The organism is Anabaena cylindrica UHCC 0172 (assembly GCF_034931625.1).
In the GTDB taxonomy this organism is placed as follows: Bacteria; Cyanobacteriota; Cyanobacteriia; order Cyanobacteriales; family Nostocaceae; genus Anabaena; species Anabaena cylindrica_A.
In genome coordinates this window covers 33,839-53,493 of record NZ_JAYGGY010000009.1, presented here as the reverse complement: position 1 = coordinate 53,493, position 19,655 = coordinate 33,839, and the positions used below count along the sequence as shown (strand labels likewise).

Sequence of the window (19,655 nt, the reverse complement as noted above, 5' to 3'; positions counted from 1 at the left end):
AACTGAATTTTCTGGAGAAAACTGTATTGTTTACTACTATTTACCAAATTAAATGAATGCAGCTATTGTTAACCGAGAAGTAGGTTCTGGTAGTCGGTTGCTTTTAGAACAAACTTTAGAAAAGGAACAAGTTGCATTCCATACTATTCAAAGGTAATTCCATTCAAGTGCGGTACAAGCAGTAATAATTAAACGCAGATGGACGCAGATAGCAGATATAGCTTGCTTCCCGCAGGGTACGCAGATAATTTTGAATTATACGTCAATAAATATTCACTGGTTTGAAGTACAAACTAAATACGACAAAAGGTAATTAGAGCTACCTTTGTGTTGGATTTTAGTTGATAAAATACTAGCAGTATGATGGCAATACTGCTCGGTTAAGAATTTTTGTAGCGACAGCCCAACCCAATAAAAGTCCGTAAATGTTGGGTTTCGTTCCTCAACCCAACCTACCTAATTTAATGTTTTTAGCTTAACCGACAAGTATTGAGTATGATGGGAATTAACGGATGAATTGTATGATTAAATAATATTTGATATTTAACACATTTTTATAATTTCTCTTGTTCTTTAACTAATCTAAAAATAGATACAACAGAATTTAGAAGTAAAAGCCTTTAGGTGTTTGATAGCGCAGTATGAATCATGTTTTGATTTCAACTTTGTACCTCATTTAGCATTTAGCTGCAACGTGCTGTAAATCTATATTTATCCTAAAAACCATGCCAAAACGAATTATTTTAGAAGTAAATAGTTGGTTCAAGAGAGATAGAATTGTCCAAAATTTAGAAATTTTTCAAGATATTATTGTTATCTCTCTCTGTCTGGGTTTATTTTGTGTGATGCTAATCAGATTAGCAGATATGTTTTTATCATTTCTACATCCATTAGATTTACGGCAAGTAACATCTGATATTTTATTTATTTTGATACTTGTAGAGTTATTTCGCCTATTACTCGATTACCTCCAAGAACGGAGTATATCAGTAGGTGCAGCGGTAGAAATTACTATGGTTTCTGCCTTAAGAGAGGTAATATTACGTGGTGTATTAGAAATTCCTCGTGACCAAATTTTTGGTATTTCTGTATTTTTATTAGTTTTAGCAACGATTTTTATCGCTTTACCTTGGATGTCTAGTTTTTTGGAAAAAGTCAAAATCAGTAATCACGAAACAGTAGAACCAGAAGTATAATTATAGGCAGTTTTAAAATTTGATAAAAATGCCGATAGCAACAAAGTCCGCATAGGCGGACTCTATTTTATTAACCCCGCACAAGTGAGTTTTATTTATGCAAGGGGAATAATTGTTAAGGTATAATAAAACCGTATTTTTTTAATACGACTCTTGCTTCATCACCAGATAAAAATTGAGCAAATTTTTTGGCAGCATCAACATTTTTACTGCGTTTAAGAACTGCTAATGGATAAATAATTGGTGAGTGATATTTTTCATCGGCTGCAACTACAACTTTTACCTGATTAGAGATTTTAGCATCAGTGGCATAAACTAAACCAGCGTCAGCATTACTACTTTCTACAAACGCTAAAACTTGACGGACATTATTAGCAAAAACTAGTTTTGGTTTAATCTGTTGCCAAATTTTTAACTTTTCTAATACTTGTTGAGCGTATTGTCCTGCGGGTACGCTTCTAGGTTCACCAATAGCGATTTTTTTGACTTTTGCATCTCTGAGGTTATAGAAACTAGAGACACCAATAACATTCTTCGGTACAACCAAGACAAGGCGGTTTTTGGCAATAATATTACGAGTACCGGGAAGCAAAAGTCCTTTTTGTTCCAAAGCATCTACTTGTTTTTTAGCCGCAGATATAAAAATATCCGCTGGCGCACCTTGTTCTATTTGTTGCTGCAATGCACCGGAACTACCAAAGTTATAACTAATGTTGATGTTTGGTTGAGTTTGTTGGTAAAGGGGCTTAATTTCTTCCATTACATCTTTGAAACTAGCCGCAGCGGAAACAAGTAAGTTGGTATTTGACTGCGCTACTACAGCAGAAGGTGTCAAGGTTGGTAAGCCAATTGCGAGTAGCAAGGTAGCTAATGCTGTAGTAATTAAGACTAAAAGCCGTCTTTTTACTGGTAAAATGGGCTGAGAGTAATTTTTGCTCATACAATTAATACTCAGTAGATTATTTGTCAGACTAGCATACTTTTACCAACAAAACTGGTAAATATATCGTAAAAAAATAATTAGTGCTTGCTGTTCGCGGAGCGTGCCGTTAGGCATATAAAGCAAAAACCTATATATATCAATAGTTTGAAGGTATAAAATGTAAATAAATTTCCAGGAATAAGTGTTGATACCATCAAAAACCTATCACTTGACCAGATTCAAGACTATTCTTACCTTCTTCCTTCTTTCTTCTTCCTTCTTTCTTCTTCCTCCTGACTCCTGACTCCTGACTTCCTAGCCCTAACGAAAAGACTTTTTTAGCAAGCTCTATTTATATTATTTTTAGTACAGAAACAATCACGCCCATTTTGTTTTGCTTGATAAAGGGCTTGATCTGCTATCTCAATCAAATCTTTCATTTCAGATTCAATACAGGGGTTTTTAGTTGCAACACCAGCACTGAGGGTGATATGTCCTCGTAGTGAATGAACATGAGGAATAGCTAGTGTGCGGATTTGATTACAAATTTGCTCTGCAATGTGGACGGCTCCGGTTGCATCGGTTTCAGGTAGTAACACGACAAACTCTTCACCACCATAGCGAGCTACTAAATCCATTGGTCGATTAACAACACTCGATATCGCTTGAGCTACCTGTTGAAGACAGATATCACCTGCTTGGTGTCCATAGGTGTCGTTGTAAAGCTTGAAGTAGTCAATGTCGCACAAAATCAGGGAAAGTGAAATTGAATTAGTTTGATGAGTGCAAGAATGCGATCGCATCATTCGGCGTTTTTCTTGCTCCAAATATTCATCAAAACGACGACGATTGGCGATCTGGGTTAAGCCATCAATTGAAGCAAGTCGCCGCAAGTCACGATTGGCAGCTTCTAATTGCTGCTGGAGTTGCGATTGCTGAATTAACCGCCGTACCCGCTGCCGCAAAACAGCCCAATGAATTGGCTTGGTAACATAGTCCGCAGCGCCCACTTCAAAAGCACGATCAACAGACTCCCGATCATCAAGTCCAGTGATCATCAAAATGGGAGTATTTTTTCCATTTGGGAGTGTTTGTAATTGCGAACAACATTCAAAACCATCCATTTCGGGCATTAAGGCATCAAGCAAGACAATATCTGGCTGTTGCTGCTCAAAAGCTGTTAATGCTTCCCTCCCATCTCGTGCTTCTACTATTTGATAGCCTTCTTGTTCCAAAGATAGCCGCAGCTGCATACGGATAAAAAGTTCATCATCAACAACTAAAATGAGAGGAACTTCATTTTGAGATGCTGTTATGTTCATCTTGTTTCTTGGTTGAATTCTTGTAGAGCAGCTTTGACCAAGTTGTATTCAATTTGAAGGCGTGCTACTACTTCTGCTGTTACCGTTAGATTACCACTACCTCCACATATTTCTAACTCTTGGCATAGTTCTGCCAACTGAATTGCACCAAGCGTTGCACTGCTGGACTTTAAGTTATGTGCAGCTCGCCGGAGAGTATTAGCATCTGCTTCATGACTAGCATCAAGGATTATTTGTATTAACTTGGGAGCTTCTGTCAAATAACAGTTGATTAGTTCTAACAAAGCAGACTGATTTTCAAAAATCTCTCGTAAAGACGTTAAAGCTTGAAAATCAAGAACAGAGGAGTTATGAGTGGAGGTGTGCGGCTCAGAACTGCTAGATAAATTATCGACTTGGTGATGAAAATTGCATTTGCGAAGGGCAGTTTCTAGTTCTTCTATCTGGATGGGTTTAGTGATGTAGTCATCCATCCCTGCGGCTAAACATTCTTCGCGATCGCCCTGCATAGCATTAGCCGTCATCGCAATAATGCGTGGACGTGAGTCACCCAGCCATTCCTGGCCAATACGGCGGCTAGTTTCTAAACCATCCATTTCTGGCATCTGCACATCCATTAAGACCACATCATAGGGTTGACGATGTAAAGCTTGCAGGACTTCAAGACCATTGGCAGCAACGTCTGCCCGATACCCCATACGTTCTAGCATCAGCAGTCCTACCTGTTGATTAACTAAATGGTCTTCAGCCAGAAGAATTCGCAACGGCAATGTTTTTGCCAGCTTAGTATCAGAAGCCTTTGAGGAATATTGATGAGGCTTGATCGGTCTTGTCCCTAGTGCATAGGTCAGCACTTCGTAAAGTTGAGATTGCTTGATTGGTTTGCTGAGACAACTTGTAAAATGAGTACTAATTACCTCAGCAGAAGTATCTAGTTTACCTATTGAAGTCAGCATTAATAAAGGCAAGTGAAGACTATTATGATGCTGATGAATTTTTTCTGCCAGGATTAGCCCGTCCATTTCTGGCATTTGCATATCGAGAATAGCAATGTCAAAAGTCTCTCCTTGCTCAAGCCAACTCAATGCTTCAGTGCCAGATTTAGCGGCACGAGTGATCATTCCCCAAGTTTCAGCTTGCAAGGTGAGAATTTGGCGGTTGGTGGCATTGTCATCGACGATTAACAGGCGCTTTCCAGCTAGATCTGGTAATTGCTCAATTAGTTCTGCTGATGCTGAATCAACCGCAGATTGGGCAATAATTGTGAAATAGAATGTTGAACCTGATGACGTGATTCGGTGATTTGTATTAGCTTGCCATTGGGGTGGAGGAGTTCCGCCAATGTTGCCTTGGCTTTCTACCCATATTGTGCCGCCCATCATCTTACTCAAACGCTTGCTGATTGCCAGTCCTAAACCAGTACCCCCATAATGGCGGGTAGTTGAAGTATCAACTTGGCTAAAGGACTTAAACAAGCGATCAAGGCGATCTACCGGAATACCAATACCTGTGTCTTCTATGGCCACCTGGATTTCGTAAATAGCCGCTTCTGGGACAGAGGAATTGATTACAGATGCTTTCACAGAAAGGATGACTTCTCCAGCCTTAGTAAACTTAATAGCATTACTCAGTAAGTTCACTATAATTTGACGCAGACGGGTCACATCTCCCAGAATGACTCTAGGCGTTTGAGGGGTAATCAGATAGCCTAACTCAATATCTTTTTCGGCTGCTTTCGCTGCCACAAGGTCAATTGCATCTTCGATGCAGTTTCTCAAATTCAAGGGATGAATTTCTAAATCCAGCTTACCGGATTCAATTTTGGAGAAATCAAGGATGTCATTAATGATGCTGAGAAGACCATCACCGCTATTGCGAATCGTCTCTAAAAAGTTTTGTTGTTTGGGGTTGAGTTCTGTATCTAGGAGTAATCCAGTCATGCCAATTACGGCATTCATTGGTGTACGGATTTCATGACTCATCATGGCTAAAAATTCGCTTTTGGCACGATTGGCAGATTCTGCTTCTCGTTTGGCTTGCTTTAAGGCGAAATTTTTCAAGGTGAGTTCTTCTCGTTGATGAGTTTCTTGTTCTAGTAAATTTGCCTGGGCAATGGCAATACCTAATTGTGCAGCAACTGCTTCTAATAATTCAATTTCTGACTGAGTCCACTGGCGAAAATAGCTACACTGTTGTATTGCGATCATGCCATTGGGGTTTTCTTGATAGGAGGTGCGGACTGCTATCATGGACTTTAGCTCAATCTGCCTAGCAACAGCCTGCATATCTTGAAGTAAATCATCAACGTACACATCAACAGAAGCGATCGCTTCATCTTGTGCAATAATTCTTTCCGCATGAACATTGCCATTAAGCGGAATCTCCAATCCCAGCATGGAACTGTAACCAGGCACAACATACTCTGCAACTAGGGGAATTCGTGGAGGGTTGCTAAAATAAGAGTGGATTAAACAGCGATCTACTTGAAATGCCTGTCCAATTTGAATCGCTGCCGTCTCAAAGATTTTTTGGGTATCAAGGCTTTGACGAATTTGCTGAGTTATTTGTTTGAGCAGGAGGGTTTGGCGAAGCTGTCGTTGCAGTGCTTCTTCTGCCAGCTTGCGATCAGTAATATCTTTCATGAAGCAGTGTTGCCCAACAAATTGCTGCTCTTCGTAAATAGATATCATCACAACTTGCTTGTAAAAAATAGTCCCGTCTTTTTTAATTCCTCTGGCTTCAGCTTCTACTCTACCGTCCCTGAGCATTTGATGATAGGCATCTATCATGTGTTCAATATCGTCAGTATGAACTGTGCGTTGCCAATCCATCCCTAACATCTCTTCCGGTTGATAGCCTGTTATGGCAGCATAGACTCGGTTAACAGCTATGTAACGTCCCTGGGCATCAATTCTGGAGATTCCTGCTACTGCGTTTTCTAGAGCAGCACTCATTTCTCGGAGTTCTACTTCGGCTTGTTTGCGATCGGTAATATCTTCAACTACGTATGAAAGTCGGGGCTTTTCACCGGGGCGGCTGGCGATTAGGCAAACGATCGCTTCTAGCCATTTTTGACCGTGAGGAGTCGCGTGTGGATACTCAAATTTTACTGGAGCTTGAGTTTCTATTGCCTCCCGGTAGTGACCCATCCAGAGGTTTAAGTGCGATCGCTCTACTCCCAAATCAGTCGCAAACTGATTCTTTAATGCCTCTGGGGTAGTACCAAAAAACTGTGCCGAGGTGATATTATCTGAGAGATGGCGAATATCATGATCATGTAGCTCGACAATACCCATCATCATGGCACCACTGTTGAAAAAGCTGCGGAGAGTTGATTCACTTTGCAACAAAGACTCTTCTGCTTGTTTACGACTTCTGATATCGCTACCAATACCCAGAAATCCTGTCAGCTTACCCGTCTGGTCATACAGTGCTGTCACCGATAACAATACTGGAAAGCGAGAACCATCTTTAGCAATGTATGTCCATTCCCGCTCCTCAATTTTCCCAAGTCGGGCTTTGGTAACAAAAACTTCAAACCCTGGGGCGATTTGACGATCAAGTTCTTGCGATAGTTCTTTTGCTCGTTGTACTACTTCATCTGAGTCATGAATAATCGCAGGAGTGGTTTTGCCAATAACTTCGGCAGCAGTATATCCTAACAATCTTTCAGCCGCTGCATTAAAGGTGCAAATCGTCCCATTGATGTCAGTGGAGATAATGGTGTAGTTGGCACTATCCAGGATGGCTTGCTGGAGTGTCATGGTTGACTGTAAAGTCGTCTCTGTTTGATGAAGTCTAGATATTTTCAGATCAAGTTCCTGATTAATACACTCAATGCCATGAGTGCGCCTTATAGCAACTTGAGCAAAATACAAAGTTAACGCTAAAGTCCAAGCGATGAACAGACCTCCAATCAGGACAAGGGTGGGCAGGGGCGATCGCTTTTGCTGTAACAAAGCTAAACTGGGCGCAATCTGCACCTGCCAATTAATCCCATAGAGGTCAATAGTTGATGTTTGGAGCCAAGTTGAATCTACTACAGATACAGAGCCATGTTTGTAGATAAGTTCATGCTGATCAAAAATTGCCATCTGGTAATCATGAATGATTTCTTCTGGCAAAATGCGATTAAGGAGTGATGTGATCTGAAAAACTCCTACCAGGCAGCCATCAAATCGCTCCCCAACATATAGAGGAACAAATACTAGGAAGCCCTTACCACCCTGTTTCAGTTCTAGAGTGGGAGTTGAGGTTATTTGTCGAAGATTGCGGGCAGTTAAAAATGCAGTTCGCCGTGCCTCATTCTGCATCAAGTCTAGATTGAGTACCGCTTCATTACCTTTTACAGGCGCAATCCAACGAGCATGAGCAGTAGCATCAACCCACTCAATTGCTTGATATCCGTTGAAGTCTTTTAAATAAGCGGCAGCATCAACTTCCCAGACTGGACGGAGAGTCCCTCCATTGGCTATCCACCGTTTTGCCATCCTTTCTAAGGCGAGAATGCGCGTATTAAGTCGGCTGCTTAGTTCAGTTTCAATAGTGTTTGCTTCTTGAGCAATAAAGTTGTTGATCTCAGTGTGCTGATACATTAAGAGATTCTGCCACAGCAACAGAACCGCAACGGAAATGATGATACCAATCACAACGGGGAGCGATCGCCCAAAAAGATGGTAAAAGTAATTTCGATTAGTCCGGCGAAAAATAAATTTAAGAGATTTAAGCCAAGATGTTAAACGGTATTTTTTCATCTTTGTTTACCAGGTTTAGGAATTTTGGATTGTCTTTGAATTGAGAATGGAGAACAAAGCGTTTACAATCGCATTGCCAATGCTGGTGGTTTTGCTATACCTGTTAGGAATAATTTTATTCGACTTTTTATACGGCTAAACTACATATTACTTAGGTCACTGATCACAACAGACGGTTATTGTTACCAAAACCCTATATACTAGACTAGAATTTAGTGAAATTTGAGCTTTTTGTTAATTGCAATACCATAAACTATTAATTTTTAGATGAAATACTAGATAGTTTTTCAGATTATTTAGTAGAAACTAAATCCACTATCATCAGAAAAAACCGAAATTCATGTGGTGTGAAAATCAAGAGGGGAGTGAACAAATGGATTTACGTGGAGATGCATTGCAAATCCTCAGAGAAACTAGCCGAACTTTTTATATCCCAATCAGTATTTTACCGACAGGGTTGCAAGAAGCAGTTGCATCAGCCTACTTGTGTATGCGTGCCATTGATGAAATTGAAGATCATCCTGAATTGGACAATGCTACCAAGTCACATCTGTTACGAAATATGAGCCACACCTTACAAGCAGGGGTTGATGGTTTTGCGGTAGATGCTTTCTCTCTAGGATTTAGTGGATATGAGAACTCTTTAGCAGAAGTTAGTCTCCGGGTGAGAGAATGGTCAATTCTAGCACCTGAAAGCATTGCTCCTCGGATTTGGGATGCAACAGCAGCAATGGCTGATAGAATGGCTGATTGGGCAGAAATCAACTGGAAAATTGAAACAGAGTCTGATTTAGATCGTTATACATTTGGGGTAGCAGGTGCGGTGGGCTTGTTACTATCAGATTTATGGTCTTGGTACGATGGCACGGAAACTAACCGGACTCAAGCGATTGGGTTTGGACGGGGTTTACAAGCGGTGAATATTCTACGTAATAATACTGAAGATTTAACCCGTGGGGTAGACTTTTTCCCAGCGGGTTGGAATAATGACAATCTCCAAGAATATGCACGTCGTAATCTGTTATTAGCAGATGCTTATACTAACTCCCTTCCTCCTGGACCGGCTTTACAATTCTGCCAAATTCCTCTGGCTTTAGCTCATGGTACTCTTGATGCTTTGGCTAGTGGCAAGGAAAAACTCAGCCGCAGTGATGTTTATGCTTTGATTGAAAACCTGATGGATGTGAATGTGAAAGCTAGTTAATCATCTAAAAAATTAGACATCTGGTGACAAAAATAGAGACGTTGCATACAACGTCTCTACAAGAGTTTTGAAAGAGTAACTTCAAAACATATCGGCAGGATCAGCAGCTTGGAGTTTACGGGTGGCGATCGCACCAGAAATTGCACACATGGTAATTGTCAGCAATAAAACCTGCATACCACGAATTATCGTCATGTATACTGGTAAGTTTGTGGCTTGTCTGGTTAATTGATAAAGTCCCAATGATACGGCTAAACCAGGCATGAAACCTAGAATAGCCAAAATCAATGCTTCTTCAAATATGACAATTAACAGGTAATAATTTCGATAGCCAATGGCTTTAAAGGTGGCATATTCACGTAGATGGGCATTGACATCGGCAGAGAGGATTTGATAAACAATAATTACCCCCACTACAAACCCCATTGAGACACCTAAACTGAAAATAAATCCAATGGGTGAGTTGGTTCTCCAAAAATTGTTCTCAAATTCAATAAATTCTGCATGGGTTAGTACTCTCACATCATCTGTAAGGTACAGTCTCAAGTTTTTGGCTACTTGTTGGGAGTCATAGCCTGGTTTAATTTTCACCAAACCAAGACTGACACTACTTGATGGACGTTTGGGTACTAACCGCAAGAGGTTCTGATCACTGGTAATTAGACTCCCATCAGTACCAAAAGAAGCACCGATTTTAAATAACCCACCGACAGTAATTGTCCTGCCGTCGATTTCAGTTTTAACGGTTTTACCTTGATCAATTTGTGCGATCGCTTTTTGATAATCTCCCCTTGCACCCCGATCAAATAAAACTGTGTCTGGTAATTTAATTGCGGCTAATTGTTGATTGACTTCTGGTAAATCAAAAACTGGTCTATTGGGATTAAAGCCAATTCCCAATACTGCTGTTTCTTTCCGAGTTTGAGGATTTTTCCAGGTGATGACATTGAGGTAAATTGCTTCTGCTGATTGCACACCTGGTATATCCATTGCTTGGTATAGTCTCCTTCTAGAAAAGGTAGACATACTTTGCAGGTTACGGGTTTGAGGACTAGTTAAAATAATATCCGCGTGCAAACTGCGATGTAACCTAGTATTGCTGTCATAAAGTGCAGTTTGAAAACCAAGCTGCATAAACATCAGAACGTCCGCAAAAGCAATACCTGATAAAGCTACTAGCAAGCGACTTTTATCATGACTTAGTTGCAACCACCCCAAAGGTGTCCGTCGTCGCAATTGTTGGAATATTCGCATTGAGGGAATTGTGGGAATGGTGGGGATGATGGAGAGTATTTATCTTTCTTCTGATTCCTGATAGCGTAAGCGTGGCATTAGCCATACTCCTGAAACTCCTAAACTCCTAAACTCCTAAACTCCTAAACTCCTGAAACTCCTGAACTTCTGAAACTCCTGAACTTCTGAAACTCCTAAATTCCTAAATTCCTAAACTTCTGAACTCCTGAACTCCTGACTCCTGACTCCTTCTTCCTAAAGTTCGATAACCACTTTGACTTGCATATTAGTTAAATCAGCAGCTTTCTGACTGGAAGCTGAATCTAGTCGGATATGGACTTTGATCACCCTATTGTCAATATTGGTAGAAGGATCTGTATTAATGGCATTTTGTCGCTGTATTTGTAAACCTATCCGTTCTACCGTTCCCTGTAATTCCATAGGGAGAACATCACCAGATACTCTTACTTTTTGCCCTCGATGCAATTTTTTAATATCGCTTTCATAGATTTCGGCAACTGCATACATTTGACTAGTTTGCCCAATATCGACAATGCCCTCATTGGAAATTAATTCTCCAGGACGGGTGTGAATTTCAAATATCTGTCCATTTTGAGGCGATCGCACGTAAGCTTGTTGAAGATCAACTTCTGCTTTTTTCACAGCTGCTTGAGTACGACCAATTTCGGCTTTGGCTGCGACGACATCGACTGGACGCACTTCCACAATTTGATCTAATGTAGCGATCGCTTCTTTGATTCGTTGCTGGCCTGTTAATTGGATACTCTTTAACTCTGCCTGTGCTGCTTGCAGGCTTTTTTGGGCAGTTTCTAGAGTTAAGCGTTTACTATCGAGTTGAGAGGCTGAAATTGCACCTTCTGCATATAGTTCCTGATAACGTTGGTTTTCTGATTTTGCATTGGTTAACTCTGCTTGCAAGCTGGCAATAGTAGCAGTTTGGGTATCCATATTCCCTTGGGTTTCTGCTGTAAGACGGGCAATAGTGGCTTGTTGAGTATTAATTTGTCCACGTTTTGCCCCAGCTTGAATTCGGGATAAGTTAGCTTTAGCTACTTTGACTTCTTCCTCTGCTTCCTGTAATGCAGCTTGCAAGCGATCGCGATTGTCTAAAATAGCAATGATCTGTCCTTCTTTTACCCTCTCGCCCTCTTGTACCAGTAACTTTTCTATCCGACTACCTTCACTAGACGCTGAGAGTTTAATCACTTTTCCTTGTGGTTCAATCCTTCCCAAAGCTGTCACTGTTTTCAGTTCGGGCATGATAATCACTGGCATGACTGCATCCTCAGCTTTATCTCTCAACCGCATCACAGTAAATGTACCAACACCTACAACAGTAAATGAGGCAATTATAGATATAGTAATTGGCAACCAAATCAGAGAGTGAGAAGATAATGAACCTTGTAGCTTGGGGTTCTGCACAATAGCATACCTTTTAAGCGATGCAAAATTTGTTCATGAAAATGCAAATTGCTTAACTGAGGAGTATTAAGGTAGAAAGTTGCACTTGAAAAAAGTATTTTTGATCTGCACCCAAAACTAAACCGTTTAGTTTTAAACTGTAGGCTAGATGAACTAGTTAAGTCAACTAGGCAATCTCCCTTTATAGAGAATTGTTGACAAAAAAGGATATTAGTAAAATATGGTACGCCCAAAAAATGGGGGGACAGAACGATCGCATTCAGATAAAGTAGAAAAGATTCTCCAAGGTGCAATGGGGGAGTTCTTAAAACAAGGTTATGCAGGTACAAGTATGGATCGGGTTGCTGAAGCTGCGGGAGTATCCAAAGCGACGGTATATAGCCACTTTCAAGATAAAGTTGGATTATTCAGCGCCTTAATAGAACGACTAGCCAGAAAGCGGTTTCAGTCAATTTTTGGACAACATCCCCTAGTGGGAGAACCATACCTGGTTTTACGGAGTTTGGCGAAAACGGCTTTAGGACAAATGATGGCAGATCCAGAATATTTGGCGTTTGAGAGAGTGTTAATTGGTGAATCTGTACGGTTTCCAGAATTAGCGCAAGTTTTTATCCGTTCTATTGCTAAACCAGCGATTGAGACTGTCAGTAAATATTTAGGATCACATCCAGAATTGAAAATACCCGATCCAGAAGCCACAGCAAGAATCTTAATTGGTTCATTAGCACATTTTGCAATCACTCAAAAAGTCTTATATGGCGAGGATATTATCCCAATGGAGAGCGATCGCTTGATTGATGCTCTAACCTATTTAATTGTAACTAGTGCAGAGGCAACAAACAATAATAATAAAGTTTTGTAGGGTGTGTCAGACTCGATAATTCATCAACAATCAACGAATATTTGACATCTGACGCACCTGACGACTAAACCCGTCATTTTCCAGTTTACAGACTACTAGTGCAGAGGCAGCAAATAATAATGGTTACTCATTTGATATACTGCAAACGGGTCAAACTTGGACTTATGTCATACTGACCGTAACGTAGTGCAGGGAAGTATCTCGGAGATTCTTCACTTCGTACCCTACGGGAAGCAAGCTACAGAATGACACTTTTAACCCGTTTTTAGTATATATATGTACACAATGTAATTACATTGTAACAATAATCAATAGGGATTTATCAATAGTTATTGACTTTGTGTACCAAAAAAGGTACGATATGGTGTAGCATCAAATCTAATGTATGTATTTGTTGAGTAAAGGTATACAGAATACCTAATGCCAACCTGTCGGCCAATGGGTGACGGATTATTTGAAGTGAGAACAAATTTACCACAAAATCAAATTGCTCGTGTATTATTTTGTTTTTATGAAGGTAAAATGATATTGCTGCATGGCTTCATTAAGAAAAGTCAGAAAACTCCAAAAAAGCAATTGGAATTAGCCTTGAAACGTAAACACACATTGGAGGCATAAATATGATACAAAATGCGTATATTGGTTCTTCTTTTGATGATTTTTTAGAAGAAGATGGAATGTTAGATGAAATCAATTTAATAGCTATTAAAAGAGTGATTGCTTGGCAGATTAAAGAGGCAATGGCTGAGAAAAATATTACTAAAACAGCAATGGCTGAGAAAATGAAAACAAGTAGATCATCTGTTGATAGACTTTTAGATCCTGATAATTCTTCTATTACTTTAGAGACAATTGATAAGGCTGCTAGAGTTGTTGGTAAGAAAATCCGTTTTGAATTAGTAGATTCTGTTTAGAAGCTGGTGTTGGGTTTTATTCCTCAACCCAAGCCTACTGAATATATTTTACCTATATATTGCTTATATCCTAGTTGTACTATTATATTAAATTAATATGTCAAAATCAATCCTAATTTGGCAATTCAACTCAATGCTTAATATTCAGATCAAGGAAAGGAAATTATTTAATATGTTTACATTATAGAAAATATTTATTAACAATAAACTACCCTATCTTATACCGTAACCAAGCACGGAAAGATTTTAACAAAGCAATTTCACCCATAGTTTTACTTTGCTGGATAAATCTATTTATATCCCCAACAGAAACTAGAGAAAAAGCCATACTAAACTTAATCTCAATATATTGATTTTCCATCAATTGATAAAACTTTAAAACTTCACCATCATATCTCCACAATTCAGCCACACCTAAAGCCGCATAAATATTAAATTTATTCACAGAACTGCTAGTAATATCAATTTCAATTGCTAAATCTGGAGGAGGATCTATTTCTAAATTTAAAGTTTCCCTGCCTCTCATAGCTGTTTCATTTTTGATATAATAGCAACTATCTGGTTCTATTCCCTTTGCAAAAGATTTACGTTTTAATGTTGTAGAACCAGCACTTCTCAATTCAATATCTAATTCTTCAGCTAAAGCAATGATAAAATTACCAAAATTGCCTTTTGGGTTTTCGTGTTCAAAAAGTGGAGTCATAATTTCTAAAGTACCGCAGTCATAAGCAAAGCGAGAACTCCTATGTTCACCTGTATCTCTCAATAAGGCTTCAAAGGTATCCCAGCTAACGTTATATAAAACCGTTCTTTGTTCAGCAGCAATTGACTCCAGAAGCATATACAATACCTATTCCATCACGATACTAGATAAAATACCGAGAATTTTACCGATATTATTAATATAATAATCTGTCAAATCAATTTCTACTACTTGATTAATAAGGTTTAAAAATTTCCAGTTAGTACCAGTAGTCTCTTGTAGGGTGCGTCAGACTCGATAATTTGGCACAATTAACAGATTTTCTACATCTAACGCACCTTACTAATCTGCTGTCTCAAAAGCCTGCAATCACCAATCATCGTTGATTGATATCATGTCTAATTTGTATAGTGCGTAAGTCCTAGAATTGATGCTTTAACCCATTTAATTGTCAATTCAGCCCAAAAGTAAAGTCACAAAAATCCCCGTTTCCCATTGGGGCGGACAGTCAACCAATTCGTCTTCGCTAGTGCTATTTGTTGATCAGTAACTTTAGCACCAGTGAGATTAGCACCGCATAAATTAGCCCCCCGGAGATTTGCCTGACTCATGTAAGCATAGCTAAGATCAGCACCTCTGAGATCAGCCCCCTCTAAATCAGCATGACTTAAGTAAGCTTTAGTCAGATTAGCATCTCTCAAATTCGCGTGCATCAGACTAGCTCTGCCAAAATCAGTATTTTCGAGATTTGCACCTTGAAGATTAGTTTGTTTTAATTGAGCGTGATGGAAATTAGTTCCCGATAAATCAGCACCTTGTAAACTCAACATACTGATGTTGTACGAAGCAAAATCTCGTCTTCCCTTCACATATGCCTGGAGTAGAGTTTGAGAATTTAATTTGCGGCCAGCTTGAGAATTATTAATATCAGTGTTAACTATATCAGGAGATTTAGAGATTAACTTCTTCTGTTGAATCCGCCCAGTTCGGAATCCAGTCGTTTCCGATGACTTAGCTCGCCTAGCACGAATTGCCGCTGCTACTTCTGCTATACCATGAGTATTAGAACCAGGATGAGTAGACAAAGCACTAGAACTATCTGACTTATTGTTTCCTGATTCTTTAAGATCAACATCAGATTGAACAATTAAACCCTTTGCTAAACTATCTAAATATGGCTCTATCTCCAACGCTCTGAGAACATCTGGGGCTGAATGGTAGCGGTTGCGGACTGAAACCTCTAACATTTTTTTCAACACACTTGTTAAATGTGGACTCACATCTACAAGCTGCTCCCACATGATTTCACCCGTTGTGGGATTGTATGGCAAATCTTTAGGCGTTTTGGCAGTCAGAAGATAAATGCACGTCACACCTAGAGCGTAGATATCACTAGAGTAAACCGGACGCATAGCCATTTGCTCTGGAGGGGCAAAACCAGGAGTACCAATTGCATAAGCTGTTAATGCTGTCTGTCCCGATTGCTCGGCAGCCACTTGGGTGACTTGGTTTTTGACAGCCCCAAAATCAATCAGTACTAGTCTGGCATCTTGAGAGCGGCGAATTAAGTTAGCTGGCTTGATATCACGGTGAATCACCTTTAGCTCATGGATGTATTGCAGCAATGGCAAAATCTCACTCAAGAACTGTTTGACTCCGGCTTCGCTATAGAGTCCAGTTTTTCTTACTTCCTGTTGGAGAGTAGCACCACTGATATATTCCTGAACTAAATAAAATTGTTTTTCCTCTTCAAAATAGTCCAATAGCCGTGGTATTTGCGGATGATTGCCAATTTGACCCAAAGTTCTGGCTTCCCTCTCAAACAGTTCTCTGGCCATTTGCAATATATGTGGAGCTGTTCCTGAAGGACGCAGTTGCTTAATTACACAACTTGGTTCTCCTGGCAAGGCTTCATTTCTAGCTAAAAATGTGGCTCCGAAACCTCCCTGTCCTAAAGGTTTATACACTCGATATTGTCCACATTTCCCACGCAACGTGAGTGGCGAGTCACAAGATTGGCATCTTGGACTAGATGCCACATTTTTAGGATGGGAACAGGTAGGATTGAAGCAGTAGCTCATGCACTTTTAACTCGCTGCACAACGAAGTGATGTAGAAAATTAGACTCTGATTCTATTATTGAGAGTAAATTGCAATTTTGTCAGGTGATTTCTGCTGAAAACTAGTGTTTAAAGAGTTCTTAAATTTATACATGATGCTAATTAAAGCTATAGTAAAGTACTTAAACAGCATCTACTTTGAAAGCCATAGTTTTCTGGAAGCAGGGTAAAGCCCATAACTTAACCCACAACCGAATAATATACTTTCTTTAAAAACTCTAGGTTTCAACATGGACAAGGTTTAAAATAAACTATGAACTAAAACTAATTTTTTTCTCCTAAACTATTATCTCACTAAAATTAAGCTATAGGAATAATATTTTTATGTAAAAATACCGAAAAACTAAATTATTCATTATACAAAATTAATGTGTAACTAGTATCATAATTATTTCCGTATACAGTCGGCCTTAAATTTTAGTTTGAATTTCTCGATGATATATGAATTACTGTTCATATGTTATATTATTATTTCCAACAATAAAATGGAGAAATTATTATGACAACCGTAAACCAAATGAAATGCGCCTGTCCAAGCTGCTTGTGCGTTGTTTCATTAGAAAGCGCTATTCTCAAAGACAGCAAATACTATTGTTCTGATGGCTGCGCTGAGGGTCATCAAACCATCAAAGGCTGTGGTCATAATGGATGTGGCTGTTAAGTAGTGCTGAGTGCTGCGGCGTGGGGTTAGGGAACTCTTAACAGGAAAGAAAACTCATTCCCTGTCAAGAGTTCCCTGTTGCCTTTTACAGGCTAGACATCACATCTCTGGCAGCGGCTAACGTCTGCTCAATATCTTCATTTGTATGAGCTAAAGAAGTGAACCCAGCTTCAAACTGAGATGGTGCTAGGTAAATGCCATGCTCTAACATTCCACGATGGAAACGTCCGAACTTGGCTGTATCTGCTTTTTTCGCATCCTCATAATTATGGACTGGCCCAGCGGTGAAAAATAGACCAAACATGGCACTGATATTACCACCGCAGACGGCATGACCCGTTTCTTGAGCGATTTTAAGCAATCCATTGGTTAACTTCTGAGTCATCTGTTCTAGAGAATCATAAGTACCTGGTTTTTGCAGTAATTCTAGTGTTTTGATTCCAGCCGTCATTGCTAGGGGATTACCAGAAAGAGTCCCAGCTTGATATACAGGGCCAGCAGGTGCAACCATAGACATGATATCGCGGCGACCACCATAAGCACCCACTGGCAAGCCACCACCGATAATTTTACCGAGTGTTGTCAAATCTGGAGTGATGCCAAATTTTTCTTGAGCGCCACCATAGGCTATACGGAAACCAGTCATCACTTCGTCAAAGACTAGTAAGGCTCCATACTCGTGGGTAAGCTCCCGCAATCCTTCTAAGAAGCCAGCGTCGGGAGTAATAAAGCCGGCATTACCAACTACTGGTTCGAGAATTACTCCAGCTATCTGGTTGGGGTTTTCCTCAAATAAGGCTTTGACAGCTTCCAAATCATTATAAGGGGCTGTTAATGTATCACTAGTTGCAGCTTTGGGAACTCCTGGTGAATCGGGTAAGCCAAGTGTGGCGACACCAGAACCTGCTTTAACCAGGAACATATCAGCGTGTCCGTGATAGCAACCTTCAAACTTGATGATTTTATCCCGTTTGGTGAAGGCTCGCATTAACCGGAGGACGGCCATACAAGCTTCAGTGCCAGAATTGACAAATCTGACCATTTCGATGCTTTTAACTGCATCTATCACCATTTCTGCTAAAACATTTTCTAGTACACAGGGTGCGCCAAAGCTTGTACCTTTTTCCAAGGCTGTGTGCAGTGCTGTGATGACTTCTGGGTGGGCATGACCACAAATGGCGGGGCCCCAACTGCCAACATAGTCAATGTATTTGTTACCATCTACATCCCAAATGTAGGCTCCGTTAACGCGATCAAAAACTATGGGTTGTCCACCAACAGATTTGAAAGCGCGAACTGGTGAACTTACTCCTCCTGGCATCAGGTTTTGAGCAGCAGCAAAGATTTCTTGTGATTTTGTCGTTTTAATTGTGGTGTTTACCAAGGTTTCCTCCCAAAAATGGGGAATAAAAAGAGCTTTTCTATCTTAGGATAGGGTCAAAATTTGCAGAAAATTTCTATTCTGATGGGATTGCCTGAACCAAAAAAATAACAATAATTTTAATACACATCTAGATATGCGGAATCGACGATCTGAGACTTAATCAGGATCTTTATGAAAAAGATGCTAGTTGCTCTATTGGGAATGGTATCGTGAATGCATCAATCGTTGTTAAATTTAAAGTAAATTAGCTGGTATGTCTTCTCCCGAACTGCTATCGCTCCAATCTGCTATCCCTGTGGAAAAAATTCGCTACGATGACAAGGGTTTAGTGGCGGCAATTGTCCAAGATTATCTGGATGGTACTGTGTTGATGATGGCCTGGATGAATCGGGATTCGTTACAAAAGACTTTGGAAACCGGAGAAACTTGGTTTTGGAGTCGTTCCCGTCAGGAGTTTTGGCACAAGGGAGCTACTTCTGGACATATTCAGAAGGTACAAACTATTCGTTATGACTGTGATAGTGATGCTCTATTGATTGGGGTGGAGCAGTTGGGAGATATTGCTTGTCATACTGGGGAACGCAGTTGTTTTCACCAGGTTGATGGGAAAGTTATCCCACCACCGGGGGATATGTTATCGCAACTATTTGATGTAATATGCGATCGCCGTGACCACCCCAATGAAAGCTCTTATACCTGTAAGTTATTGGCTGGTGGTGATAACAAAATTTTGAAGAAGATTGGTGAAGAAAGCGCTGAAGTCGTGATGGCCTGTAAAGATGATGATGCGGATGCGATCGCAGGTGAAGTTGCGGATCTGTTTTATCATACCCTGGTAGCGATCGCACATCATCGAGTTGATTTAAAAGCCGTTTATCGCAAATTGCAAGAACGCAGGAAGTAAGCAAGGGAACAGGTAGAGAAGAATAACTTTCTA

At 40.0% G+C, this 19,655-nt stretch carries 15 protein-coding genes; 7 read left to right on the top strand and 8 right to left on the bottom strand.

The features are described 5' to 3' along the window. The first annotated feature begins 725 nt into the window (after positions 1 to 725). Positions 726 to 1,196, top strand: a complete 471-nt coding sequence (locus VB713_RS04335) for a phosphate-starvation-inducible PsiE family protein (protein WP_323310354.1) — start codon at positions 726 to 728, stop codon at positions 1,194 to 1,196. A gap of 115 nt (positions 1,197 to 1,311) precedes the next feature. Here the strand turns inward: VB713_RS04335 and modA are convergent, their stop codons facing one another. The 3 genes from modA to VB713_RS04320 all read right to left on the bottom strand — a co-directional run bounded on the left by modA (position 1,312) and on the right by VB713_RS04320 (position 8,194). After that, entirely contained in the window at positions 1,312 to 2,136 is an 825-nt protein-coding gene (gene modA / locus VB713_RS04330; RefSeq protein WP_323310353.1) for a molybdate ABC transporter substrate-binding protein, read from the bottom strand. Positions 2,137 to 2,456: 320 nt separating this feature from the next. Then, positions 2,457 to 3,440, bottom strand: coding sequence for a PleD family two-component system response regulator (locus tag VB713_RS04325; RefSeq protein ID WP_323310352.1), 984 nt, complete (start codon positions 3,438 to 3,440; stop codon positions 2,457 to 2,459). After that, positions 3,437 to 8,194, bottom strand: a complete 4,758-nt coding sequence (locus VB713_RS04320) for a response regulator (RefSeq protein ID WP_323310351.1) — start codon at positions 8,192 to 8,194, stop codon at positions 3,437 to 3,439. The genes VB713_RS04325 and VB713_RS04320 overlap by 4 nt, the downstream gene beginning before the upstream one ends. A 373-nt stretch (positions 8,195 to 8,567) precedes the next feature. Between VB713_RS04320 and VB713_RS04315 the strand changes: the two genes are divergently transcribed. Next, positions 8,568 to 9,398 (top strand): phytoene/squalene synthase family protein, encoded by an 831-nt coding sequence (locus tag VB713_RS04315; protein ID WP_323310350.1) that lies wholly within the window; start codon positions 8,568 to 8,570, stop codon positions 9,396 to 9,398. Positions 9,399 to 9,479: 81 nt separating this feature from the next. On the opposite strand, the gene devC is transcribed toward VB713_RS04315, so the two are convergent. Then, positions 9,480 to 10,652 (bottom strand): ABC transporter permease DevC, encoded by a 1,173-nt coding sequence (devC, locus tag VB713_RS04310; protein WP_323310349.1) that lies wholly within the window; start codon positions 10,650 to 10,652, stop codon positions 9,480 to 9,482. Between the two features lie 234 nt (positions 10,653 to 10,886). After that, the gene (locus tag VB713_RS04305; RefSeq protein WP_323310348.1) at positions 10,887 to 12,074 is read right to left on the bottom strand and encodes an ABC exporter membrane fusion protein; all 1,188 of its coding nucleotides are present in this window, start codon (positions 12,072 to 12,074) and stop codon (positions 10,887 to 10,889) included. 220 nt (positions 12,075 to 12,294) lie between these two features. On the opposite strand from VB713_RS04305, the gene VB713_RS04300 reads away from it, so the two are divergent. The 3 genes from VB713_RS04300 (at position 12,295) to VB713_RS04290 (ending at position 13,850) form a co-directional block, all read left to right on the top strand. After that, entirely contained in the window at positions 12,295 to 12,936 is a 642-nt protein-coding gene (locus tag VB713_RS04300; RefSeq protein WP_323310347.1) for a TetR/AcrR family transcriptional regulator, read from the top strand. Positions 12,937 to 13,356: 420 nt separating this feature from the next. Continuing rightward, complete coding sequence (locus VB713_RS04295; RefSeq protein ID WP_323310346.1) at positions 13,357 to 13,554, top strand: type II toxin-antitoxin system RelE/ParE family toxin; 198 nt, start codon at positions 13,357 to 13,359, stop codon at positions 13,552 to 13,554. Between the two features lie 2 nt (positions 13,555 to 13,556). Beyond that, on the top strand, positions 13,557 to 13,850 hold the full coding sequence (locus VB713_RS04290; RefSeq protein ID WP_323310345.1) for a helix-turn-helix transcriptional regulator: 294 nt from the start codon (positions 13,557 to 13,559) through the stop codon (positions 13,848 to 13,850). 208 nt (positions 13,851 to 14,058) lie between these two features. Here VB713_RS04290 and VB713_RS04285 read toward each other — a convergent pair whose 3' ends face one another. Then, the gene (locus VB713_RS04285) at positions 14,059 to 14,691 is read right to left on the bottom strand and encodes a Uma2 family endonuclease (RefSeq protein ID WP_323310344.1); all 633 of its coding nucleotides are present in this window, start codon (positions 14,689 to 14,691) and stop codon (positions 14,059 to 14,061) included. A 335-nt stretch (positions 14,692 to 15,026) separates the two neighbouring features. Beyond that, a complete protein-coding gene (locus tag VB713_RS04280; RefSeq protein WP_323310343.1) occupies positions 15,027 to 16,634 on the bottom strand; it encodes a serine/threonine-protein kinase in 1,608 nt (535 codons plus the stop codon). A gap of 538 nt (positions 16,635 to 17,172) precedes the next feature. Here VB713_RS04280 and VB713_RS04275 point away from each other — a divergent pair. Continuing rightward, the gene (locus VB713_RS04275; protein WP_323310342.1) at positions 17,173 to 17,334 is read left to right on the top strand and encodes a metallothionein; all 162 of its coding nucleotides are present in this window, start codon (positions 17,173 to 17,175) and stop codon (positions 17,332 to 17,334) included. A gap of 85 nt (positions 17,335 to 17,419) precedes the next feature. On the opposite strand, the gene hemL is transcribed toward VB713_RS04275, so the two are convergent. Continuing rightward, the gene (gene hemL / locus VB713_RS04270) at positions 17,420 to 18,718 is read right to left on the bottom strand and encodes a glutamate-1-semialdehyde 2,1-aminomutase (RefSeq protein WP_323310341.1); all 1,299 of its coding nucleotides are present in this window, start codon (positions 18,716 to 18,718) and stop codon (positions 17,420 to 17,422) included. Between the two features lie 253 nt (positions 18,719 to 18,971). On the opposite strand from hemL, the gene hisIE reads away from it, so the two are divergent. After that, a complete protein-coding gene (gene hisIE / locus VB713_RS04265; RefSeq protein ID WP_323310340.1) occupies positions 18,972 to 19,622 on the top strand; it encodes a bifunctional phosphoribosyl-AMP cyclohydrolase/phosphoribosyl-ATP diphosphatase HisIE in 651 nt (216 codons plus the stop codon). Positions 19,623 to 19,655: the final 33 nt, after the last annotated feature.

Excerpts from the sequence above, each read along its gene's own strand:
- VB713_RS04335 (WP_323310354.1), top strand. The coding sequence starts at position 726 with ATGCCAAAACGAATTATTTTAGAAGTAAATAGTTGGTTCAAGAGAGAT.
- modA (WP_323310353.1), bottom strand. The coding sequence starts at position 2,136 with ATGAGCAAAAATTACTCTCAGCCCATTTTACCAGTAAAAAGACGGCTT.
- VB713_RS04325 (WP_323310352.1), bottom strand. The coding sequence starts at position 3,440 with ATGAACATAACAGCATCTCAAAATGAAGTTCCTCTCATTTTAGTTGTT.
- VB713_RS04320 (WP_323310351.1), bottom strand. The coding sequence starts at position 8,194 with ATGAAAAAATACCGTTTAACATCTTGGCTTAAATCTCTTAAATTTATT.
- VB713_RS04315 (WP_323310350.1), top strand. The coding sequence starts at position 8,568 with ATGGATTTACGTGGAGATGCATTGCAAATCCTCAGAGAAACTAGCCGA.
- devC (WP_323310349.1), bottom strand. The coding sequence starts at position 10,652 with ATGCGAATATTCCAACAATTGCGACGACGGACACCTTTGGGGTGGTTG.
- VB713_RS04300 (WP_323310347.1), top strand. The coding sequence starts at position 12,295 with ATGGTACGCCCAAAAAATGGGGGGACAGAACGATCGCATTCAGATAAA.
- VB713_RS04295 (WP_323310346.1), top strand. The coding sequence starts at position 13,357 with ATGCCAACCTGTCGGCCAATGGGTGACGGATTATTTGAAGTGAGAACA.
- VB713_RS04290 (WP_323310345.1), top strand. The coding sequence starts at position 13,557 with ATGATACAAAATGCGTATATTGGTTCTTCTTTTGATGATTTTTTAGAA.
- VB713_RS04285 (WP_323310344.1), bottom strand. The coding sequence starts at position 14,691 with ATGCTTCTGGAGTCAATTGCTGCTGAACAAAGAACGGTTTTATATAAC.
- VB713_RS04280 (WP_323310343.1), bottom strand. The coding sequence starts at position 16,634 with ATGAGCTACTGCTTCAATCCTACCTGTTCCCATCCTAAAAATGTGGCA.
- VB713_RS04275 (WP_323310342.1), top strand. The coding sequence starts at position 17,173 with ATGACAACCGTAAACCAAATGAAATGCGCCTGTCCAAGCTGCTTGTGC.
- hisIE (WP_323310340.1), top strand. The coding sequence starts at position 18,972 with ATGTCTTCTCCCGAACTGCTATCGCTCCAATCTGCTATCCCTGTGGAA.